Here is a 19601-nt window from a genome sequence, read left to right on the forward strand (position 1 = left end):
CGGCGTGAGCCCAACATAACCGCACAGCAACAACCATTGACAAGTGTCCTGGATGTTTCTCTACTGTGAACGCTCACAGAAGCGCGGCGAGCCGCGCAGGGACACGGCAGGTCTTCGCAAGAGGCGAGGACCCAGGTCAGGGGAGAACGATCCATGCCCACCAACACGAAGCACCGCCGCCTCGTGACTACCGCCCTCGCCGTCACGCTCGGCGCCACCGCCCTCGCCGCCTGCGGCTCGTCCGACGACGACAGCGAGGCCCAGTCCGGCCCCGTCGATCTGACGTACTGGACCTGGACGCCGGGCATGGACAAGGTCGTGGACCTGTGGAACGAGGGTCCCGGCAAGGAGCAGCAGATCACCGTCACGGTGAAGAAGCAGGCCTCCGGCGACACCCTCGTCACCAAGATCCTCACCGCGCACAAGGCCGGCAAGGGACCCGACCTGGTGCAGGCCGAGTACCAGGCACTGCCGACCCTGGTCAGCAATGACGCGGTCGCCGACATCTCGGGCGAGTCCGGCGACGCGGAGGGCAAGTTCGCCGAGGGCGTGTGGCAGCAGACGACGCTCGGCACGGACGCGGTCTACGCGATACCGCAGGACATCGGGCCGATGATGTTCTACTACCGCGAGGACCTCTTCAAGGAGTACGGCCTGACCGTCCCGGCCACCTGGGACGAGTTCGCCGAGACCGCCCGCGCGCTGAAGAAGAAGGCGCCGGACGTGGACCTCACCACCTTCTCCGCCAACGACTCCGGCCTCTTCGCGGGCCTCGCCCAGCAGGCGGGCGCCCGGTGGTGGACCACCGAGGGCGACACCTGGAAGGTCGGCATCGACGACGCCGCCACGCGGAAGGTCGCCGACTTCTGGGGCGGCCTCGTCAAGGAGGGCGCCATCGACAACCAGCCGATGTACACCCCGGCCTGGAACAAGGCGCTCAACACCGGCGAGCAGATCGCCTGGGTGAGCGCGGTCTGGGCGCCCGGCACACTGACCAGCGCGGCCCCCGACACCGAGGGCAAGTGGAAGATGGCGCCGCTGCCGCAGTGGTCGGACAGCGAGAACGTCACCGGCAGCTGGGGCGGCTCCTCGACGGCCGTCACCACGGACTCCGACCACAAGGAGGCCGCCGCCAAGTTCGCCGCCTGGCTGAACACCGACCCGGACGCGCTGACCGCGCTGGCGAAGGAGGGCGGCATCTACCCGGCAGCCACGACCGCCCAGACCTCCGAGGCGTTCACCGGGCCGCCGGCGTACTTCGCCAACCAGCCGGACTTCTACGCCCAGGCCACCAAGATCGCCGAGACCACCGCGCCCTCCGCGTGGGGCCCGAACGTGAACGTCGCCTACACCACGTTCAAGGACGCGTTCGGCAAGGCCGCCAAGGACAAGTCGGACTTCGGTGCCGCCCTGAAGACGATGCAGGACGACACGGTCGCCGACCTTCAGAAGCAGGGCTTCGAGGTCGCGGAGTGACCAGCGCACGCCGGAAGTCGTACGGGGTCAAGGGGGCCCCGTACGCCCTCCCGTCTCCCACCACCACCCTCAAACGAGCGCGAGGCGCCCCCTACTTTTTCCTCCTTCCCGCGACCATCCTCTTCGCCCTCTTCTTCGCCCTGCCCATCGGCTACGCGGTCTGGCTCAGCCTCCACAAGGTCGAGGTCAAGGGCCTGGGCCTGGGGGCGGGCGCCCGGCAAGAAGTGTGGGCGGGCTTCGAGAACTACGCCGACGCCCTGACCGACTCCGAGCTGCTGGACGGCGCACTGCGCGTCCTCGGCTACGGCGCGATCGTGGTCCCGGTGATGCTCGGCCTGGCGCTGGTCTTCGCGCTGATGCTGGACAGCGACAAGGTCCGGCTCGCCCCCGTCACCCGGCTCGCGATCTTCCTGCCGTACGCCATCCCCGGCGTCGTGGCGGCGCTGCTGTGGGGCTTTCTGTATCTGCCGGACGTCAGCCCCTTCTACTTCGTGCTCGACAAGCTGGGCCTGCCGCAGCCGGACCTGCTGGACGGCGGGGGCCTGTACGGGGCGCTGTCGAACATCGCGGTCTGGGGCGGCACCGGGTTCAACATGATCGTCATCTACACGTCGCTTCAGGCGATCCCCGCCGAGGTGTACGAGGCGGCCAAGCTGGACGGCGCCACCCCGCTGCAGATCGCGCTGCGGATCAAGATCCCGATGGTGGCGCCCTCGCTGGTGCTGACCTTCTTCTTCTCGATCATCGCCACGCTCCAGGTGTTCAGCGAGCCGACCACCCTCAAGCCCCTCACCAACTCCGTCTCCACGACCTGGAGTCCGCTGATGAAGGTGTACCAGGACGCCTTCGGCAAGGGCGACATCTACGCGGCCGCCGCGGGCGCCGTGATCATCGCCATCGCCACGCTCGTGTTGTCCTTCGGCTTCCTGCGGGCCGCGAACTCCCGGAACAAGCGGGACGGCAGTCAAGGAGCCGCACGATGAGTTCTCTTGCCGTCCGCAAGGCCGCACCGGCCGCGGGCACCACGCCCGGCACCGCGCAGGGCCCGCCGCTGCGCCGCCGGATCGCCCTCGTCCCGACGCTCACCCTGCTGCTGGGCGCGATCTACTGTCTGCTGCCCGTCGCCTGGGTGGTGATCGCGGCCACCAAGTCGGGCAGCGAGCTGTTCTCCACCTTCACCTTCCTGCCGGGCACCGGCTTCGCGGACAACCTGTCCGAGCTCAACGCCTACCGCGACGGCGTCTACTGGACGTGGATGGGCAACTCCGCCCTCTACGCGGGCCTCGGCGCGCTGTTGTCGACGGCCGTCTCCGCGATCAGCGGCTACGCGCTGGCGATCTACCGCTTCCGGGGCCGCGAGAGTGTCTTCAACATCCTGATGGCGGGCGTACTGATGCCGCCGGTCATCCTCGCGATACCGCAGTACCTGCTGCTGGCCAAGGTGGACCTGACCGACTCGTACTGGTCCGTGCTGCTCCCGCTGGTCCTGTCGCCGTACGGCGTGTACCTGTCCCGGATCTACGCCGCTGCCGCGGTCCCCGGTGACGTGGTCGAGGCCGGGCGGATGGACGGGGCGAGCGAGTGGCGGATCTTCACCCGGATCGCGCTGCCGATGATGGTGCCGGGGCTGGTCACGGTCTTCCTGTTCCAGTTCGTCGCCGTCTGGAACAACTTCCTGCTGCCGTACATCATGCTCAGCGACGACGAGAAGTTCCCGATCACCCTGGGCCTGTTCACGCTCCTCGAACAGGGCGCCAACACCCCGGCGCTCTACACCCTGGTGATCACCGGCGCGCTGCTCGCGGTGATCCCGCTGATCGCGCTCTTCCTGGTCATCCAGCGCTTCTGGAGCCTCGATCTGCTCTCCGGAGCCGTAAAGTCATGACCATGAGCAACACGGGGGGCCGGCGCAGGCCGCCGACGATTCACGATGTGGCGCGCGAGGCGGGAGTCTCCCGTGGCACCGTCTCGCGCGTGCTCAACGGCGGCCACTACGTCAGCCCGGCGGCGCAGGAGGCGGTCAACGCGGCCATCCGCAGGACGGGTTATGTCGTGAACCGGCACGCCCGCTCGCTGATCACCGGCCGCTCCGACTCGATCGGCTTCCTGCTGACCGAACCGCAGGAGAGGTTCTTCGAGGACCCCAACTTCAATGTCCTGCTGCGCGGTTGCACCCAGGCGCTGGCCGCGCACGACACCCCGCTGCTGCTGATGCTGGCGGGCACCGAGGACGAACGGCGGCGCATCACGCGGTACATCACGGCCGGGCACGTCGACGGGGTCCTGCTGGTCTCCAGCCACTCCGGCGACCCGGTCGCCGAGGAACTGCGCGAGGCGGGGGTGCCGCTCGTCGCGTGCGGCAAGCCCATCGGCCTCGGCTCCAAGGTGAGTTACGTGGCGGCGGACGACCGCGACGGCGCCCGTGACATGGTGCGCCATCTGCTGTCGCTGGGCCGCCGCCGCGTCGGCGTGGTCACCGGTCCCCTGGACACCCCCGGCGGTGTGGAGCGGCTCGCGGGCTATCGCGAGGTGCTCACCGAGGCGGGCCTCACCATCGACGACCGCCTCATCGTCTCCGGCGACTACAGCCGGGCCAGCGGTGAGGCGGGCGCCGGGCGGCTGCTGGCGCAGGCCCCGGACATGGACGCGGTGTTCGTCGCCTCCGACCTGATGGCGCAGGGCGTGCTGACCGCGCTGCACCGCGCCGGGCGCCGGGTCCCCGAGGACGTCGCCGTGGGCGGCTTCGACGACTCCCCCGCCGCCACGGCCGCCAGCCCCGCCCTCACCACGATCCGCCAGCCGTGGGACCGCATCAGCAACGAGATGGTGCGGGTGCTGCTGGCGCAGATCGGCGGCGAGGACCCGGCGGCGGTGATCCTCCCGACCGAGCTGGTACGGCGGGACTCGACCTGATTCCCCGCGCATACGGTTGAACACCCTCCGGAGGTGGCTCCGTATCTCCTGGCATAGCATCGGCGTACGCGCCGCACAGGAGCCGCACAACCCACGGAGGCTCACCAATTGGATTAGCGATCCGTAGCGATCCCGTGACAGAACGCCACGCGCACGCCCGGCGCCCAGGCGACGTCGGGCACCCTCCTCGGTGAGGTCGCGAGAGCTCACCGACCAGCGTCCGGAGGGACGGGCCACGAGGGCTGACGGCTTCCGCTGTTCAGCACCAGGGCACGAAGGCGACTGGCTCACATCCCTGAGCAACACGGGGGATCCCTAAGCCAATCAGAGACGCTGCCCGGTGAGCATGAGCCGGCTTCAGCGAGCAGGAGGTGCCCTCAGGCATCTGCTGCTCGTCGTCGTGCTCGTCCGTGCGGCGCTGGCCCGTCGCACGGACCGGACGCTCGGCCTCCTCGCGCCGGGGCCCGTCGTTCGGCGCCCCGATCCACCGCCGCGCGGTCCTGATCTCACCCAGCTGTCGGTTCTGCGGATATAGGCCGTACGCCCTCCCGCGGGCGCGCACGCACGCGCGGTCCCGCGTCATCGACGTACGCCCAAGAACACGCGACAACTGACAGTACGAGGTGGATTCAGCATGTCTTCTTCACGCGCGCCCCGCGCCGCACGTCCGCTCGCCGTATCGCGGCCGTCGGCGTCATTGGCCGCCGGAGCCCTCCTGCTCGCCGCCTGCGGCGGTGACAGCGCCGACTCGGGCGCCGGTGACAGCAGCTCGGCCGCCGCGACCGACTCCGCGGCCGCCGGCGCCGGCGCCGAGTCCGGGGACTTCAACGACGCGGACGTGGCGTTCGCGCAGATGATGATCCCGCACCACGAGCAGGCCCTGGAGATGGCCCGGACGGCCGACGGCCGGGCCTCCGACGCGGAGCTCAAGGACATCGCCGCGGAGATCGAGAAGGCCCAGGACCCCGAGATCCGGACGATGACGGGCTGGCTGGAGTCCTGGAACCAGCCGGCCACGATGGAGTCCATGCCCGGCATGGACCACGGTGGCGACGGCATGATGTCCGACGCGGACATGAAAGAGCTCATGGCCATGAAGGGCAAGGAGTTCGACAAGATGTTCGCGGAGATGATGATCGAGCACCACAACGGCGCGATCACCATGGCCGAGGACGAGCGGCGGAACGGCTCGAACGCCGACGTCAAGAAGATGGCCGACGCCATCGTCACGACCCAGTCCGCCGAGGTCACGCAGCTCCGGAGCATCCTCGACCGGCTGTGAGGCACAACGCCCGGGGCGAGGCCCCGTACGTCCTCGCCCCGGGCGTTCCCCCTCATGCCGAAGGCCCCGTGCCGACCCCGGCGGCGACGGACATCGGCACGGCCGGTGCGCGGCAACCGGTCAGGATCTGAGAAGCGGCCCGCCGCTCCCGCGCCCTAGCGTGAAGGCACCGGTGAAAGCCCGCCGGTACGACACGACCACGGAGGAGTACGCCATGACCGCCGGCCTGAAGACGATCATTTACCCCGTCAAGGATCTCGACCGGGCAAAGGCCCTGTTCGGTGAGTTGCTGGGGAGCGAGCCGTACGCGGACTCGGCGTACTACGTCGGGTTCAAGGACGCGGGGCAGGACGTCGGGCTGGACCCCAACGGTCACGCGAAGGGCATGACCGGGCCCGTTCCGTACTGGCACGTGGCGGACATCCGGGCCACCCTGGCGGCCCTGCTCGGCGCGGGTGCGGAGCCGCTGCAGAACGTGCACGACGTCGGTGGCGGCAGGCTGATCGCATCGGTGAAGGACGCGGACGGGAATCTGATCGGGCTCCTGCAGGACACCGCCGCCGAGTAGGCACGACCGTAGATGCAACCGCACTAGTTGCACACTCAATTAAGGGCCGGACCTCTGTTACCGTGCAGGTATGGCAGCGAACACGGCCGATGCCCGGCTCGAGGAGCAGTGGCGGGACATCCTCGCGGTGCACGCGCGCACGATGTGCGAGATCGATCGCGCGCTGCATCCGCACGGCCTGGGCGCCAGCGATTTCGAGGTGCTCGACATCCTCGCGTCCGAGGCCGCCGCCGCGGAGTCCGGTCAGCAGTGCCGGGTACAGAACATCGCCGACCGGGTCCACCTCAGCCAGAGTGCCCTGTCCCGGCTCATCGGCCGCCTGGAAAAGGACGGCCTGGTGGAGCGCTCGGTCTGCCAGGAAGACCGGCGCGGGGTGTGGGTGGCCCTCACCCGGAAGGGCCGTGACCTGCACACCGCGGTCCTCCCTCTGCAGCGCGCCGTCCTCGCCCGCATGCTGGACGGCTGACGCGGGGACGGCGGACGAACCCGTCCGGTGTCAGCGCGCCAGCAGGGTGCGTACTCCCTCCGAGTTGAGCGTCAGGCCGTGCGGTGAACTGGCGTCTATGGTGAGCGACAGGTCTCCCTCCGGCCACTGGGAGGCCAGGGCGCCCAGCGGCACGAGACGGTAGCGGGAGACGAACGGCAGCAGTCCGGCCATCTCCAGCTCCGACGTGAACACCGGCACCACCTGCTCGCCGCCCGGCTGCTCCAGAACGGGCAGCGCCACGGCGGCGGGGTCGGTGGCTTCCTCGTCGCTGGCGTCGTCCGGCACCGGGACGAGCACCTCGCTACCGGCCAGCGTGTCCAGTGCGGCCGTGTCCCCGGTGTCCTGGGCGAGGGTGTTCAGCGCCTCCTGCGCCGGTGTCACGGCCTGGGGCGCGTTGTTGTTCGAGGGTGTGTCCATGGCAGATCCCGGGGTAGTTGCGGCCGCCCGGGACAAGATCCCCAACAAGATCCGTCCCGGGCGCGTCGCAACTCGCGTACCCGTCCAGGGCCGGAGCATTCCTGAACACGGGGGTTCGGAGCCGTCCTCGATGATTCGACGGTTCAGCGAATCACCCGACGTTTCACGAGGTCACCCAACGTTTCACGGAGTCACCGATGATTCAGGGGATCAGCGGGATGTCCTTGGACGGCAGCCCCAGGCGGTCGCAGCCGACGCGCCGGGCGAGCGGCTCGGCCATGGACGCGCCGACATGCGTCAGGTACGTGGCCGCGTCGCGGAAGTAGCGCTGCATCCGCTGTCCGTCGCGGGCGTGGCGGGAGCCCGCCGTGCGGAAGAGGCTGCCGTGGAGGACGTCGTAGGCCATGCGCCCGGCCATCTGGAAGACGATCGCGAGGCGGTTGTCGACGACGTCGGTGAACGCCTCCTCGCCGGTCACATTGCGGCGGCAGGCCTCCATCCAGTCCTCGGCGTTGCGCTGGAGCGCCGCCTCGGCGGTGTGGATCGCGCCCAGCGCCTCGCCCAAGTGCCTCTGGCAGTCGTGGAGTTCGGCGCGAGTGCGGCCGGGGTCGGTGCTCAGCGGGCGTTCGGCGAGGATCCGCGCGTATTCGTCGGCGGCCGCGTACGCCGTGCCGGATAAGGCCAAGTGCGCCGATACGAGGGATGCGCCTGCCGGCGGGTGCACAGGGTGAAAATGAACCAGTGATGGTGACCGCTGCCCACGCGTCCGTCACCGGTGCGTGCTTAGCGTGGGCGCATGCCGATGCAACCCTGGTTCCCCGACGCCAAGCTGGGCGTCTTCATCCACTACGGCATCTACGCCGTGGACGGAGTGCCGGAGTCCTGGTCCTTCTACACCGGCGAGGTTCCGCACGAGCGGTACATGAAACAGCTCGACGGCTTCACGGCGGCGGCGTACGACCCCCGCGCCTGGGCCGGGCTGTTCGCCCGCGTGGGCGCCCGGTACGCGGTGCTCACCGCCCGCCACCACGACGGCGTCGCCCTGTGGGACACCGCGCACGGCGACCTGAACGTGGTCCGGCACACCCCGGCAGGCCGCGACCTGCTCACCGGGTACGTCGACGCGCTGCGTGAGCACGGCCTCAAGGTGGGCCTGTACTACTCGCATTCCGACTGGAACCACCCCGACTACGCGAGCCTGCGCCACCCCGGCATCGAGGCGTGGCCGGAGACCCATCCGGGCGGCAACGACGCCAACCCCTACTCCCACGCCGAGCCCGGCAAGGAGGACCCGGAGGCCTGGGCGCGCTATCTCGCGTACCGCGACGGGCAGGTCGGTGAGCTGGTCGACCGGTTCCGCCCCGACCTGCTGTGGTTCGACGGCGAGTGGGAGCGCACCGAGGAGCAGTGGCGGATCGGGGAGCTGGCCGAGCTGATCCTCGCGGGCAGCCCGGACACCGTCCTCAACGCCCGCATGCTCAGCCGCGGCGACTACGCCACCCCCGAGCAGGGCGCGCCGCTCCAAACGCCGGACGGGCCCTGGGAGTTGTGCCTGACGATCAACGACTCCTGGGGGTACCAGCCCCGGGACGACGACTACAAGTCGGTGCGGCAGCTGGTCCGCTACTTCACCGAGACCATCGCCATGGGCGGCAATCTGCTCCTCGACGTCGGCCCGAAGGAGGACGGGACGATCCCAGCCGAGCAGGTCGAGCGTCTGGAGGGCCTCGGCACGTGGATCGCACGGCACGCCGACGCCGTCTACGGCACGGCCGCTGGGCTGCCCGCCGGGCACCACTACGGCCCGAGCACTCTCTCGGCCGACCGGCGCACGCTGTACCTGATGTGCTTCGACGTGCCGCGTGAGGCCGTCTCGGTGCGCGGGCTGCGCAACCGTGTCGAGCGGGTGACGGTCGTGGGCACCGGCACACAACTGCGCCACCACGTCACGGGCGGCCTCGACCACGTACCCGGCGTGACCTGGATCGACGCGCCCGGCGAGGCCGATCTCGACGCGTACGCGACCGTCCTGGCCGTCGAGCTGGACGGAGAGCTGGATCTGTACCGGGGGGCGGGACGGGACTGAGCCCTCAGGAGGCGCCCCGGCGCCGAGGCATCACCCGAGCGGCACCGCAAGATCGGTGCCGCTCGTTTTCTGTTATCGGCGTCCCCCTCCGCCGTCTCCCGTGCGTAGGCACCGTCCACCCACGAGAGTGCGAGGAACGACGCAGTGACACCTCAGATCAGCCGCCGGAGCATGTTGAAGGCCGCGGGAGTGGCGAGCGGCGCGGTCGGTATCGGCATCGGGACGGCGGCCGCACCCGCCACGGCCGCGGAGCCGGCCTTCGCACACCCCGGGCTGCTGCACACCCGGGCCGGCCTCGACCGCATGGCGGCGAAGGTGACGGCGGGCGCCGCCCCCTACACGGCCGGCTTCGCCAAGCTGACCGCCAACCGGCACGCGCAGAGCGACCGGAAGGCCAACCCGCAGGCCACGGTGTACCGGGGAAACGGCTCCCCGCAGAACTACCGGACCCTCTACAACGACATCCACGCCGCCTACCAGAACGCCCTGCGCTCCCACGTCAGCGGCGACACCGCGCACGCGGACACCGCCGTGGAGATCCTCAACGCCTGGTCGGCCACGCTGACCAGCCTGAAGGGCAGCGCGGACCGGTTCCTGGCGGCGGGGCTGTACGGCTACCAGTTCGCCAACGCCGCCGAACTCGTCCGCGACCACGACAGCTTCGAGCTGGAGCGGTTCCAGAAGATGATGCTCGACGTCTTCTACCCGCTCAGCGAGGACTTCCTCGTCCGCCACAACGGCGCGGTCGTCACCAACTACTGGCCGAACTGGGACCTGTGCAACATGGCCTGCGTCCTGGCCACCGGCATCTTCTGCGACGACAAGGCCATAGTCGAGCGCGCCGTCGAGTACTTCAAGCACGGCGAGGGCCTGGGCTCCGTCAAGAACGCCATCCCGGTCGTGCGCGACGACGGGCTCGCCGAGTGGCTGGAGGCCGGGCGCGACCAGGGGCACGCGCTGCTCGGCGTCGGCCTGATGGGCACCTTCTGCGAGATGGCCTGGAACCAGGGCATCGACCTGTACGGCTACGACGACAACCGGTTCCTCAAGGGCGCGCAGTACGTGGCCAAGTGGAGCATGGGCGGGTATGTGCCGTACACCGCCAACACCCGGGAGAAGGGGGCTGTCGAGGGCTGGTCGGGGACGGAGACCGCGACCGCGGCCGCGGCCGTCGACCCGGCGATGACCCGCCCGATCTGGGCCATGATCGCCAACCATTACACCAAGCGCCAGGGCCTGTCCGCCTCGTACCTCACGCAGATCGCGGCCAAGTCGGCCCCCGAGGGCGGCGGTGGTGACTACGGCCCCAACAGCGGCGGCTACGACCAGCTCGGCTTCGGCACGCTGGCGTTCACCCGGGACAAGGCGGTGGTCGAGGCCACGTCGCCGAGCCCGTCGGCTTCGGCGTCCGCCGCGGCGTCCGGCACGCCTTCGGAAACGCCGTCGGACCCGGCTTCGGCCGCCGCGTCCCCCGCCGCGGACCCTTCCCCGAGCTCGCAGGGCGGGCGGGACGGGGACTTGGCCGCCACCGGTTCCTCCGAGCTGCCCCTGTGGACCGCCGCGACCGGCATCACCGCCGTCGCCGGCGGCCTCCTCCTGCTCCGCCGCCGCGGACAGGCCGCCGCCCGCCGCGGGGCGGAGTAGCCAGGCGCCGCGCGGTGGAGTAGCCCGGCCTCCGTCCCGGCAGGCGTCGAAAAACCTGATGCCGGGACGGAGCCGGTCTCCCTGCACTCGCCGTGCGCGCCGCCCGCAGAGCGCGGCGCGCTTCCATCCGTGTGACGAACGAGGGGAGCCCGGCTGTGCGGTACCGCACCGCGGTCGTCGTCCCCCGCGCACGGTACGACGTGATCCTCGTGTCTTCGTAGACCCGGTGCCGGCTGCGCGGCCGTCACCGGACGACCGCGACGAACACCCTCCCGCACCCGGCGGCGCGGGCGTCCGAGCCTGCCTCGGCACGCCCGCGCCGCGCGCGGAGTGAACCCGAGCCCGCGCCAGGCGTTCCGACCGCCCGCGCCACGCCCTGTTCGTCCTCCGTCCTTCGTCGCGGAATCGCGCTGCCCTCTTCTCGATCCTCTCGTCTCTGACGAAAGCCTGACGACAGGCCACGGGCCGTGCGCACGAACCCGCAACCCCGTCCCACCGTTCCCCTCGTCGCCGTACGGAATCTCGGCATCCTCGCCCATGTGGACGCCGGCAAGACGACGGTGACCGAGCGGATCCTCTACCTCACCGGCGCGACCCACAAGCGGGGCGAAGTGCACGACGGCACGACCGTCACCGACTTCGACCCGCAGGAACGCGACCGTGGCATCACCCATCTTCGCCGCGGCGGTGAGCTGTGACTGGGACGGCCACCGCCTCAACCTCATCGACACGCCGGGCCACGTGGACTTCTCCGACGAGGTGACGCGCTCGCTGCGGGTGCTCGACGGGGCGATCGCGGTGTTCGACGCCGTGGCGGGGGTCGAGCCGCAGAGCGAGGCGGTGTGGCGGGAGGCCGACCGGCACGGCGTACCGCGCATCGCCTTCGTCAACAAGCTGGACCGCGCGGGTGCCGACCTCGACGCGGCGGTCGCCTCGATCCGGGAGCGGCTGGGCATGGTTGCGCTGGTGGTCCAGCTGCCGATCGGGCGCGAGGACGGGTTCACCGGTGTGGTCGACCTGGTGCGCATGCGTGCGCTGGTCTGGGGCGCGGGCGGTGACACGTACGAGGAGGGTCCGGTGCCCGAGGCGCTGCGTGCGGAGGCGGAACGGCGCCGCCGGGCACTGGAAGAGACGGTGGCGGAGCTGCACCCGGCCGCGCTGGAGGAGTTCTGCGCGGACTCGGCGCTCTCCGCGGGCACGCTGGCCACGGCGCTGCGCGAACTCACCCACGGCGGTGAGGGCGTGGTGGTGCTGTGCGGGTCGGCGTACCGCGACCGCGGTATCGAACCGCTGCTGGAGGCCGTCGTGGCGTACCTCCCGTCGCCGCTCGACGTGCCGCCGGTGCGCGGCACGTTGGGCGACACGGTGCTGGAGCGGGCCGCCGATCCGGCGGCGCCGTTCGCCGCGCTGGTCTTCAAGGTGAACTCGACCGCCACGGGCCGGCTGACCTGTCTGCGGGTGTATTCGGGGACGCTTCGGAAGGGGGACACGGTGCTCGACACGGGCGTACGGCGGACCGAGCGGGTCGGCCGGATGCTGCGGGTGCAGGCCGACCGGCACGCGGAGACGGACCTGGCGGTGGCCGGGGACATCGTCGCCGTGGTCGGGCTGAAGGCCGCCCGCGTGGGGACGACCCTGTGCGCGCCCGACGCGCCCCTGGTCCTCGAACAGCCCACCGCGGCCGAGCCGGTGGTGTCCGTGGCGATCGAGGCCCGCCGGAGCCTCGACACGGACCGGCTGGCCTCCGCACTCGCCCGGCTGGTCGAGGAGGACCCGTCGCTGGTGGTGCGGGCCGAACCGGAGACGGGCCAGACCGTGCTGTCGGGCCTGGGCGAGCTGCACCTCGACGTGGCGGTGGAGAAGCTCCGCCGCGACCAGGGGCTGGAGGTCGCCGTCGGCCGGCCGCGGGTGGCGTATCGCGAGACGGTCGTGCGTGGGGTGTCCGGGCTGGTGTACCGGCACGTCAAACAGGACGGCGGCGCGGGCCAGTTCGCCCATGTCGTCCTGGACGTCGAGCCGTTGGAGATCGCGGCGGGCTCGGCCGGTGAGTTCGTGTTCCGGTCGGCCGTGGTGGGCGGCCGGGTGCCGCGGGAGTACGTCCGCGCGGTGGAGGCGGGCTGCCGGGACGCGCTGGCCGAGGGTCCCCTCGGCGGCCATCCGGTGACCGGGCTGCGGGTCACGCTGACCGACGGGGCGACCCATTCCAAGGACTCCTCGGAGATGGCGTTCCGCACGGCGGGCCGGCTCGGGCTCCGGGAAGCGCTGCGCGCCTGCGTGCCCGCGCTTCTGGAACCGGTGGCCGAGGTCACGGTCTCCGTGCCCGACGACGCCGTGGGCGGGGTGCTCGGTGACCTGGCGGCACGGCGCGGCCGGGTCTCGGGCTCGACCGCGCGGGCCGGCACGACCGTGGTCACGGCGACCGTGCCGCTGGCCGAACTCTTCGGCTACGCGACCCGGTTGCGCAGCCGCACGCAGGGCAGAGGAACGTTCACCACCCGGCCCGCCGGGTACGCCCTCGTACCGGCGGCGGTGTCCCTGGCCCTGCTGAACCGGTAACCATGACGACGTCCCCGCCCCGGACGGGGCGGGGACGTCCCGGGCGCCCTGCGGCCCGCCGGATGTGGTGTTGCCCAGAAACGGGCTTATCTTTCAGGAAGGTTGCCTAAAATATAGAGCCACAAGTTGATCGTGAGATGGGGGCTGGTTCATGGAGCGGCGCAGTCCGAGGCCGACGCTGGAGGCCGTCGCGGCGCGGGCGGGCGTCGGCCGGGGCACGGCCTCACGCGTCATCAACGACTCCGGGCCCGTAAGCGAGGCTTCCCGCGAGGCGGTGCTGCGCGCCGTCGCGGAGTTGGGCTACGTACCGAACCAGGCCGCCCGCGCGCTGGTGCGGCAGCGCACGGACACCGTCGCGTTCGTGGTGGCCGTGACCGAGGAACGGGGCTTCTGGGACGACCCGTTCTACTCGCCTCTCGTCCGCAGCGCCACGGCGACCCTCGCCGCCGAGGGCATCCAGTTGCTTCTGGCCATAGCCCACTCCCAGCAGGAACACGCTCGCCTGACGGCCTTTCTGACGGCACGTCATGTCGACGGTGTCCTGCTCAGCTCACTGCACGAGAACGATCCCCTGCCCCGGACGCTCGACGCGTGCGGTATGCCCACGGTCATGATGGGGGCGCCCACCGGCTACACACCGGACTTCAGCGTCGACCTCGACAACACCGACGGCGGACGACGTGCCGCTCATCATCTGCTCGAACGCGGCCGGCGCCGGATCGCGGTGATCACCGGCCCGCTGGGCATCCAGGCCGGTGTCGACCGCTGGACCGGTTTCCGCGGCCCCCTCGCCGAGGCGGGTCTGTCCCAGGGCCCGGTCGCGCACGGCGACTTCACCCGCGACTCGGGCGTCACCGCCATGCGCCACCTCCTCGCGCGGGCCCCCGAGGTGGACGCCGTGTTCGCCGCCAACGACCTCATGGCCGCCGGCGCGCTGGACGTCCTGGCGGAGTCCGGGCGACGCGTTCCGGACGATGTCGCGGTCGTGGGCTTCGACGACTCCTCGGTCGCCGTCCACGCCCATCCCCCGCTCACCTCCATCCACCAGCCCATCGAGCGGATGGGCCAGGAGACGGCCCGCCTGATGATCGCCCGGCTCGCCCGGCAGGCGGTCCCGGAGCGGAAGGTGGTCTTCACACCCCATCTCGTCGTACGGGAGTCCACCTGAGGCCGGCGCTTCTTCCGCACGGCCGTGCGCCGGTCAGTCGTCCAGCGCGTCCATCACGTCCGCGAGGTCCACGAACTTGAAGCCGGTGGCGGGGCGTCCGTCGCTCTCCGGCGTGGCGTCGCCGTCCTGGACGACCAGCAGGCCGTGCGGGTAGCGGGCGCCGAGCGGGGCGTTGAGCGCCGCCGCGCCGTCGCACTCCTCCGAGCCGTCCAGGGTCGCAGAGGCTGCGGTGACCCGGAAGCCGCCCTCGTACTCGTTGTCGTCGTCGAGCTCGCGGTCGTACGCGGCGAAGGTGTTGTCGCCCTGGCTGGAGGCGAGGAGGTATCCGTCGCCGCGGGCCTCGGTGATCAGGGTGAGGCCCTCGACGTCCGCCGTGAGCCGGGTCCCGCCGAAGCCGGGGTCGGCGCCCGGGGCACACTCCTCGGTCGTCTCGTCGTAGGTACCGGGCACCCCGTACTCGCGGACCTTGTCGATCAGTTCGGGGGTACCGGTGAGGTCGGCGCGCAGCCGCCAGATGCCGACGTCCTCCTGGCCGGCGTAGAGCGTGCCGTTGGCGGGGTCGACCACCATGCCCTCCACCTGCGGCAGTTCGCCCGGCTCCTCGCACGGCGTCCAGGACGTACCGTCGGGCAGACGGAAGGAGGACGGCAGGTCGAGCGTGCGGATCGTGCGGTAGGTGACGGTGCCGGAGCGGCCGGGGACGAGTTCGAGGAGCGCGACGCTGGTGGTATCGCGCCGGCTGACGAGCGCGTACGCGCGGCCGCTGGAGCGGTCGGTCCAGGTGGCCAGGCCGTAGGCGGTGCGCTGCTCGTTGATCTCTTCCTGATCCGCGGAGAAGACGGGCGGTACCGCTGGGGCGGTGACGTCGGTGAGCGGGCCGCCCGGCCGGTCGCGGTCGATGCGGTAGAACCGCAGCCGGTCGTTGCCGCGGTCGCTGGTCACCGCCAGGTCCGCCCGGCCGGTGGACAGCCGCAGTCGGTGGACGAGGTCGACGTTGTTGAAGCGGCCGGGGGCGTCGTCGGGCGTCGGCCCGGCCGGGGCGGCGACGGCCTGGATCTGCCGGGCGGCGAGGTCGTACACGCGCAGGCCGTCCTCCTTCGCCGTGGCGATGACCAGGCTCCGCCCCGGGTTCGCGGCGTTGCGCCAGATCGCCGGGTCGTCCGCGTCGGCGTTGCCGCCCGCCTCGTCGTCGTACAGCGCCGGCGTCTCGGCCCGGGGCGTGACCGCGGGCAGGACGCCGGACGCGTGTGCCTGCGCGGGCAGCGTCACGGCGAGCGCCACCAGCGAGGACGTCACGGCGAGGACGTTGGACCGGCGGATACGGGACTTCGGCACGCGGAAGCTCCTTCGGCTCATGGTCGGGTGTACTCACAGCCTGTCCGCCGTGCGTGAAGATCCCTCGTCGAGAACACCCACCAGAAGGCAGACATGGCATGAACACTGCATAAGCACCCCGCTCCGGCCGATGCGCCCGGCGCCCGTGCCTCGCCGTCAGACCATGGCGTCGAACCACGTCGGCGCGTCGGTCAGCGCCTGCTTGATCCGGAACCGGCCGAACTCGTTCAGGTCGGGCAGCGCGTCCACCGCGAACCAGCCGACCTCCAGCGACTCGTCGTCGTTGACGCACGCCTCGCCGCCGACGGCCCGGCAGCGGAAGGTGACGTCCATGTACTGGCAGCGGTCGCCGTTGGCGTACGTCACCGGCTCGTTGGCCTGGACGAGTACGACGCGTTCGACCTCGCACCGGACCGCGGTCTCCTCGAAGACCTCCCGTACGGCGCAGACCGCCGGCTGCTCCCCCGGCTCCGGAATGCCGCCGATCAGCGCCCACCCGCGGGTGTCGGAGCGGCGGCCCAGCAGCACTCGGCCCTCGTCGTCGAAGACGATGGCGGTCACTCCAGGAAGCCAGAGCAGCTGATGTCCGGCGGAGGCCCGGAGGGTGCGGATGAAGTCAGGAGTTGCCATGCGCCCGACCCTAACGGCCCGGTTCCGCCGCCCCGGTGGCTTTCGGGGGCGCATACGACCGGCGTACGGCTACACGTCACCGGCGCGTCGCCCGCGCAATACCGAAGTCACCGCCCAGCCGAGCCCGCCCGCCGCGACGAGCAGCAGCAGGACCTCGGGCAGTACGCCGAGCCGTGTGGCCGGGGTCTCGGAGGAGCGCAGGGGGACCTTCTGGACCAGCGAGTCGGCGACGAACATCCCGGTGCGCTGGGTGATCGTCCCGTCCGGCAGAATCACGGCGCTGACCCCGCTGGTCACCGGCACGGTGACGGTGCGGCTGTGCTCGACGGCGCGGACCCGGGACATGGCGAGCTGCTGGTAGGTCATCTCGCTGCGGTCGAACGTCGCGTTGTTGCTCGGGACCGAGATCATCTGCGCGCCGTCGGCCACGGCGTCCCGCACGGCCCAGTCGAACGCGGCCTCGTAACAGGTGACGAGGCCGACCCGGGTGCCGTCCAGGGTGAACACACCGGGCTCGCTGCCACGGCTGAAGTCCTGGCGGACCATCGACGTCCACTCGCTGTTGATCGCGCCGATCAGGGACCGCAGCGGGAGGTACTCGCCGAAGGGCTGGATCTGCCGCTTGTCGTACGTGTCGGCCGGGCCCGTCTCCGGGTCCCACAGGATCTGCTCGTTGTAGAGCTTGCCGTCCCGCAGGACGACACCGCCGACGGAGATGGGGGCGCCGATCGCCTTGGCGGCGGCGTCGATCACGGCGTAGGCGTCGGCGTTGGTGTACGGGTCGATGTCGGAGGAGTTCTCCGGCCACAGCACGAAGTCCGGCTGGTCGGCCTCGCCGGCCTTGACCTGGGCGGCCAGCCGCTCGGTCTCGCGCGCGTGGTAGTCGAGCACGGCGCGGCGCTGGGAGTTGAAGTCGAGCCCCGCGCGCGGGACGTTGCCCTGGATGACGGCCACGGTCGCGGTGCCGTCCTCGGCCCGGTCGCTCACCAGGGTGCGGGCCGCGAGCGCGCCCACGACGGGAACGGCCACGCTCAGTGCCGCCACGGCCGCCGCTGCCCGGCGTAGAGCGCCGGTGTGCCGCGCGTCCACGGCCAGGCGCACGAGCTCGTACAGCCCGAATCCGCACAGCACCACGGCGAAGCCGAGCACCGGGGTGCCGCCCAGCGCGGCGAGCGGCAGGAACACGCCGTCCGCCTGCCCGAAGGCGATCTTGCCCCAGGGGAAGCCGTTGAACGGCGCACGCGCTCGTGCCGCCTCGCCCGCGATCCACAGGGCCGCCGCCCACACCGGCCATCCCGGCAGCCGCGAGACCACGGCGACACCGGCCCCGACGAGGGCGACGAACACCGCCTCGATGACGACGAGCGCCAGCCACGGCCCGGGACCGACCTCCACGCCGGTCCACACGAGCAACGGCAGCAGGAACCCGAGGCCGAAGAGGTAACCGAGTCCGAGACCCGCGCGCCAGGTACGCCCGTGCAGGACCCAGCCGAAGACCGCGAAGGCCGGCAGGGCCAGCCACCACAGGGTGCGCGGCGGGAAACTGGCGTACAGCAGCACTCCGGAGAGCGCCGCGGCGGCGGCCGGAAGGAGCCGCCGCGCCCATCGGGCCGCGCGCGACAGGGGCGTGGCCTGGGGGTCGAGCTGCTCCGGCTCGCCTACGGGAGTTGCGGTGACGGTCACCCCGGGAAGTGTACGGCGCGTGACCGGCGCGCCGACAGGGCGGTCGGTCCGGGGGGCCGGCAGCGCGCCCGCGGTCCAGGGCGCGACAGCGCACCCGCGGTCCAGGGCCCGGCAGCGCACCCGCGGTACGGGACCCGACCGCCCTCCCGCACATCTGCCGCAACGTTCCTGCCCAACTCATCCACAAACCGGCGCATCACCCGTTACCGTGTGCCCGAGCCACTGACGTGCGGCCGAAGGCTGCCACGACCGTCGGGGCCCGTCACAATCGGGGGGGGCGACGGGGTGGGGTCCAGGGGAACGGAGTCCGCGGCCGGTTCGGCGGCCGCGGGTGAGAGACGCGGCGTTCCGGATGTCACGGGTGTGTTCGTGCTCGGAGCCTGTGCGGGCTGGTCGTTGATCACGGCGGCCGGGCGCGGCGGCCGCCCGGAGGGCGTGCTCCTTGCGGTGCTCGCCGTGGCCGCCGGTTGTGCCGCGGGACGGATCTGCGGGGCGCTGCTGCCGGTGGCCGCGCCGTGTGCCGCCGCGCTGGCCGGCCTCGGCCTCGCGCTCGCCGCTCCGCACACCGTCGCGGGCTCGCCCCTGGTCTCCCCGCTCGGCCACACCGGCGCGACCGCCGCGCTGCTGGCCCTGTCGGCGGGAGCCGCGTACTGTGCGGCCTGGGCGGCCCGCCCGCCGGGCCTGCGGTTCGCGCTGCGGCTGCTGGCCGCCGGAGTCGCGGTGACCGCGGGCTTCCTGGGCTCGATGACGGGGCTCGTCGCCTGCGCCGGAGTGCTGCTGTGCTCGCTGGCCGCCGCCCGGATGCCGCGCCGTGGCCCGGGGCTCGCGGGGCTCGCGCTCGCCACGGCCCTGGTGACCGGGGCGAGCTGGGCGATCGCCGAGGACGTCCTGCCGGCCGGGCTCACCGCCTCTTTGGAGGGCTGGCTCTCCCCGCAGCGGGTCCTGCTGTGGCGCGACGCCCTCGACATGGTGCACCGGGACCCGGCGCTCGGCGTGGGGCCCGGCCGTTTCGGGGAGCTCAGCGCGACGGTCGCCCAGTCGCTGCCGACCGACGGCAAGCCTCACTCCGCACCGTTGCAGCAGGCGGCCGAGCAGGGCGTCGTCGGCGTGGTCCTGCTCGCGGCGGTGTTCTGCTGGGTGCTCTACGCGCTGTGGCGCAGCCCCCGCTCCACGCAGGTCACGCTCACCGCGGGCGCGGCCCTGACCGCTCTGGCGGCCGTCGCCGTGGTCGGCAACGCGCTGAGTTTCACGACGGTGACGGCGGGTCGGAAGCTGCTTCTTGATTGATGGGCCACGCTTGGTCATTTCGGGATAACTTTCCAGGATGGACCAAGGAATGGTTTCGGCGACGCGGGC

At 71.6% G+C, this 19601-nt stretch carries 17 protein-coding genes and 1 pseudogene; 13 read left to right on the forward strand and 5 right to left on the reverse strand.

The window, feature by feature from the left end:
* Window positions 1-153 precede the first annotated feature (153 nt).
* The 8 genes from ACWD3C_RS10705 (at window position 154) to ACWD3C_RS10740 (ending at window position 6705) form a co-directional block, all read left to right on the forward strand.
* Window positions 154-1476 carry an ABC transporter substrate-binding protein gene (locus tag ACWD3C_RS10705; RefSeq protein WP_451142238.1) on the forward strand — a complete coding sequence of 441 codons (1323 nt, stop codon included), beginning with the start codon at window positions 154-156 and terminating at the stop codon, window positions 1474-1476.
* Window positions 1473-2459, forward strand: a complete 987-nt coding sequence (locus ACWD3C_RS10710; protein WP_451142240.1) for a carbohydrate ABC transporter permease — start codon at window positions 1473-1475, stop codon at window positions 2457-2459. Before ACWD3C_RS10705 ends, ACWD3C_RS10710 begins: the two co-directional genes overlap by 4 nt.
* On the forward strand, window positions 2456-3361 hold the full coding sequence (locus ACWD3C_RS10715; RefSeq protein ID WP_451142242.1) for a carbohydrate ABC transporter permease: 906 nt from the start codon (window positions 2456-2458) through the stop codon (window positions 3359-3361). Before ACWD3C_RS10710 ends, ACWD3C_RS10715 begins: the two co-directional genes overlap by 4 nt.
* Window positions 3358-4389 (forward strand): LacI family DNA-binding transcriptional regulator, encoded by a 1032-nt coding sequence (locus tag ACWD3C_RS10720; RefSeq protein WP_451142244.1) that lies wholly within the window; start codon window positions 3358-3360, stop codon window positions 4387-4389. Before ACWD3C_RS10715 ends, ACWD3C_RS10720 begins: the two co-directional genes overlap by 4 nt.
* 346 nt (window positions 4390-4735) lie before the next feature.
* The gene (locus ACWD3C_RS10725; protein WP_451142246.1) at window positions 4736-4924 is read left to right on the forward strand and encodes a hypothetical protein; all 189 of its coding nucleotides are present in this window, start codon (window positions 4736-4738) and stop codon (window positions 4922-4924) included.
* A gap of 99 nt (window positions 4925-5023) precedes the next feature.
* Window positions 5024-5671, forward strand: a complete 648-nt coding sequence (locus tag ACWD3C_RS10730; RefSeq protein WP_451142248.1) for a DUF305 domain-containing protein — start codon at window positions 5024-5026, stop codon at window positions 5669-5671.
* 214 nt (window positions 5672-5885) lie between these two features.
* Entirely contained in the window at window positions 5886-6239 is a 354-nt protein-coding gene (locus tag ACWD3C_RS10735; protein ID WP_451142250.1) for a VOC family protein, read from the forward strand.
* Window positions 6240-6309: 70 nt separating this feature from the next.
* Window positions 6310-6705, forward strand: a complete 396-nt coding sequence (locus tag ACWD3C_RS10740; protein WP_451142252.1) for a MarR family winged helix-turn-helix transcriptional regulator — start codon at window positions 6310-6312, stop codon at window positions 6703-6705.
* Between the two features lie 30 nt (window positions 6706-6735).
* Here ACWD3C_RS10740 and ACWD3C_RS10745 read toward each other — a convergent pair whose 3' ends face one another.
* Both ACWD3C_RS10745 and ACWD3C_RS10750 read right to left on the reverse strand, forming a co-directional pair.
* Window positions 6736-7143, reverse strand: a complete 408-nt coding sequence (locus ACWD3C_RS10745) for an SseB family protein (protein ID WP_451142254.1) — start codon at window positions 7141-7143, stop codon at window positions 6736-6738.
* Window positions 7144-7345: 202 nt separating this feature from the next.
* On the reverse strand, window positions 7346-7828 hold the full coding sequence (locus tag ACWD3C_RS10750; protein ID WP_451142256.1) for a hypothetical protein: 483 nt from the start codon (window positions 7826-7828) through the stop codon (window positions 7346-7348).
* A gap of 111 nt (window positions 7829-7939) precedes the next feature.
* Here ACWD3C_RS10750 and ACWD3C_RS10755 point away from each other — a divergent pair, with 111 nt between their 5' ends.
* The 4 genes and pseudogenes from ACWD3C_RS10755 (at window position 7940) to ACWD3C_RS10770 (ending at window position 14597) form a co-directional block, all read left to right on the forward strand.
* Window positions 7940-9229 carry an alpha-L-fucosidase gene (locus tag ACWD3C_RS10755; protein ID WP_451142258.1) on the forward strand — a complete coding sequence of 430 codons (1290 nt, stop codon included), beginning with the start codon at window positions 7940-7942 and terminating at the stop codon, window positions 9227-9229.
* Between the two features lie 171 nt (window positions 9230-9400).
* Complete coding sequence (locus ACWD3C_RS10760; RefSeq protein ID WP_451142290.1) at window positions 9401-10873, forward strand: alginate lyase family protein; 1473 nt, start codon at window positions 9401-9403, stop codon at window positions 10871-10873.
* 467 nt (window positions 10874-11340) lie between these two features.
* Window positions 11341-13429, forward strand: a pseudogene (gene fusA / locus ACWD3C_RS10765) (elongation factor G).
* A gap of 151 nt (window positions 13430-13580) precedes the next feature.
* Window positions 13581-14597: a LacI family DNA-binding transcriptional regulator gene (locus tag ACWD3C_RS10770; RefSeq protein ID WP_451142260.1), complete on the forward strand. Its 1017-nt coding sequence runs from the start codon at window positions 13581-13583 to the stop codon at window positions 14595-14597.
* Between the two features lie 33 nt (window positions 14598-14630).
* On the opposite strand, the gene ACWD3C_RS10775 is transcribed toward ACWD3C_RS10770, so the two are convergent.
* From ACWD3C_RS10775 to lnt, 3 genes are all read right to left on the reverse strand, one after another.
* Complete coding sequence (locus tag ACWD3C_RS10775; RefSeq protein WP_451142262.1) at window positions 14631-15932, reverse strand: phytase; 1302 nt, start codon at window positions 15930-15932, stop codon at window positions 14631-14633.
* Between the two features lie 156 nt (window positions 15933-16088).
* A complete protein-coding gene (locus tag ACWD3C_RS10780; RefSeq protein ID WP_451142264.1) occupies window positions 16089-16562 on the reverse strand; it encodes an NUDIX hydrolase in 474 nt (157 codons plus the stop codon).
* 69 nt (window positions 16563-16631) lie between these two features.
* The gene (gene lnt / locus ACWD3C_RS10785; protein ID WP_451142266.1) at window positions 16632-18245 is read right to left on the reverse strand and encodes an apolipoprotein N-acyltransferase; all 1614 of its coding nucleotides are present in this window, start codon (window positions 18243-18245) and stop codon (window positions 16632-16634) included.
* A 363-nt stretch (window positions 18246-18608) separates the two neighbouring features.
* On the opposite strand from lnt, the gene ACWD3C_RS10790 reads away from it, so the two are divergent.
* The gene (locus ACWD3C_RS10790) at window positions 18609-19532 is read left to right on the forward strand and encodes an O-antigen ligase family protein (protein ID WP_451142268.1); all 924 of its coding nucleotides are present in this window, start codon (window positions 18609-18611) and stop codon (window positions 19530-19532) included.
* Window positions 19533-19601 lie beyond the last annotated feature (69 nt).

The sequence above is a fragment of the Streptomyces sp. NPDC002845 genome (assembly GCF_053591955.1).

What these genes read in the sequence shown, in the direction of transcription:
- ACWD3C_RS10715 (WP_451142242.1), top strand. Translation starts at nt 2,456, where the DNA reads ATGAGTTCTCTTGCCGTCCGCAAGGCCGCACCGGCCGCGGGCACCACG.
- ACWD3C_RS10720 (WP_451142244.1), top strand. Translation starts at nt 3,358, where the DNA reads ATGACCATGAGCAACACGGGGGGCCGGCGCAGGCCGCCGACGATTCAC.
- ACWD3C_RS10725 (WP_451142246.1), top strand. Translation starts at nt 4,736, where the DNA reads ATGAGCCGGCTTCAGCGAGCAGGAGGTGCCCTCAGGCATCTGCTGCTC.
- ACWD3C_RS10705 (WP_451142238.1), top strand. Translation starts at nt 154, where the DNA reads ATGCCCACCAACACGAAGCACCGCCGCCTCGTGACTACCGCCCTCGCC.
- ACWD3C_RS10755 (WP_451142258.1), top strand. Translation starts at nt 7,940, where the DNA reads ATGCCGATGCAACCCTGGTTCCCCGACGCCAAGCTGGGCGTCTTCATC.
- ACWD3C_RS10760 (WP_451142290.1), top strand. Translation starts at nt 9,401, where the DNA reads ATGTTGAAGGCCGCGGGAGTGGCGAGCGGCGCGGTCGGTATCGGCATC.
- ACWD3C_RS10740 (WP_451142252.1), top strand. Translation starts at nt 6,310, where the DNA reads ATGGCAGCGAACACGGCCGATGCCCGGCTCGAGGAGCAGTGGCGGGAC.
- ACWD3C_RS10735 (WP_451142250.1), top strand. Translation starts at nt 5,886, where the DNA reads ATGACCGCCGGCCTGAAGACGATCATTTACCCCGTCAAGGATCTCGAC.
- ACWD3C_RS10770 (WP_451142260.1), top strand. Translation starts at nt 13,581, where the DNA reads ATGGAGCGGCGCAGTCCGAGGCCGACGCTGGAGGCCGTCGCGGCGCGG.
- ACWD3C_RS10745 (WP_451142254.1), bottom strand. Translation starts at nt 7,143, where the DNA reads ATGGACACACCCTCGAACAACAACGCGCCCCAGGCCGTGACACCGGCG.
- ACWD3C_RS10780 (WP_451142264.1), bottom strand. Translation starts at nt 16,562, where the DNA reads ATGGCAACTCCTGACTTCATCCGCACCCTCCGGGCCTCCGCCGGACAT.
- ACWD3C_RS10730 (WP_451142248.1), top strand. Translation starts at nt 5,024, where the DNA reads ATGTCTTCTTCACGCGCGCCCCGCGCCGCACGTCCGCTCGCCGTATCG.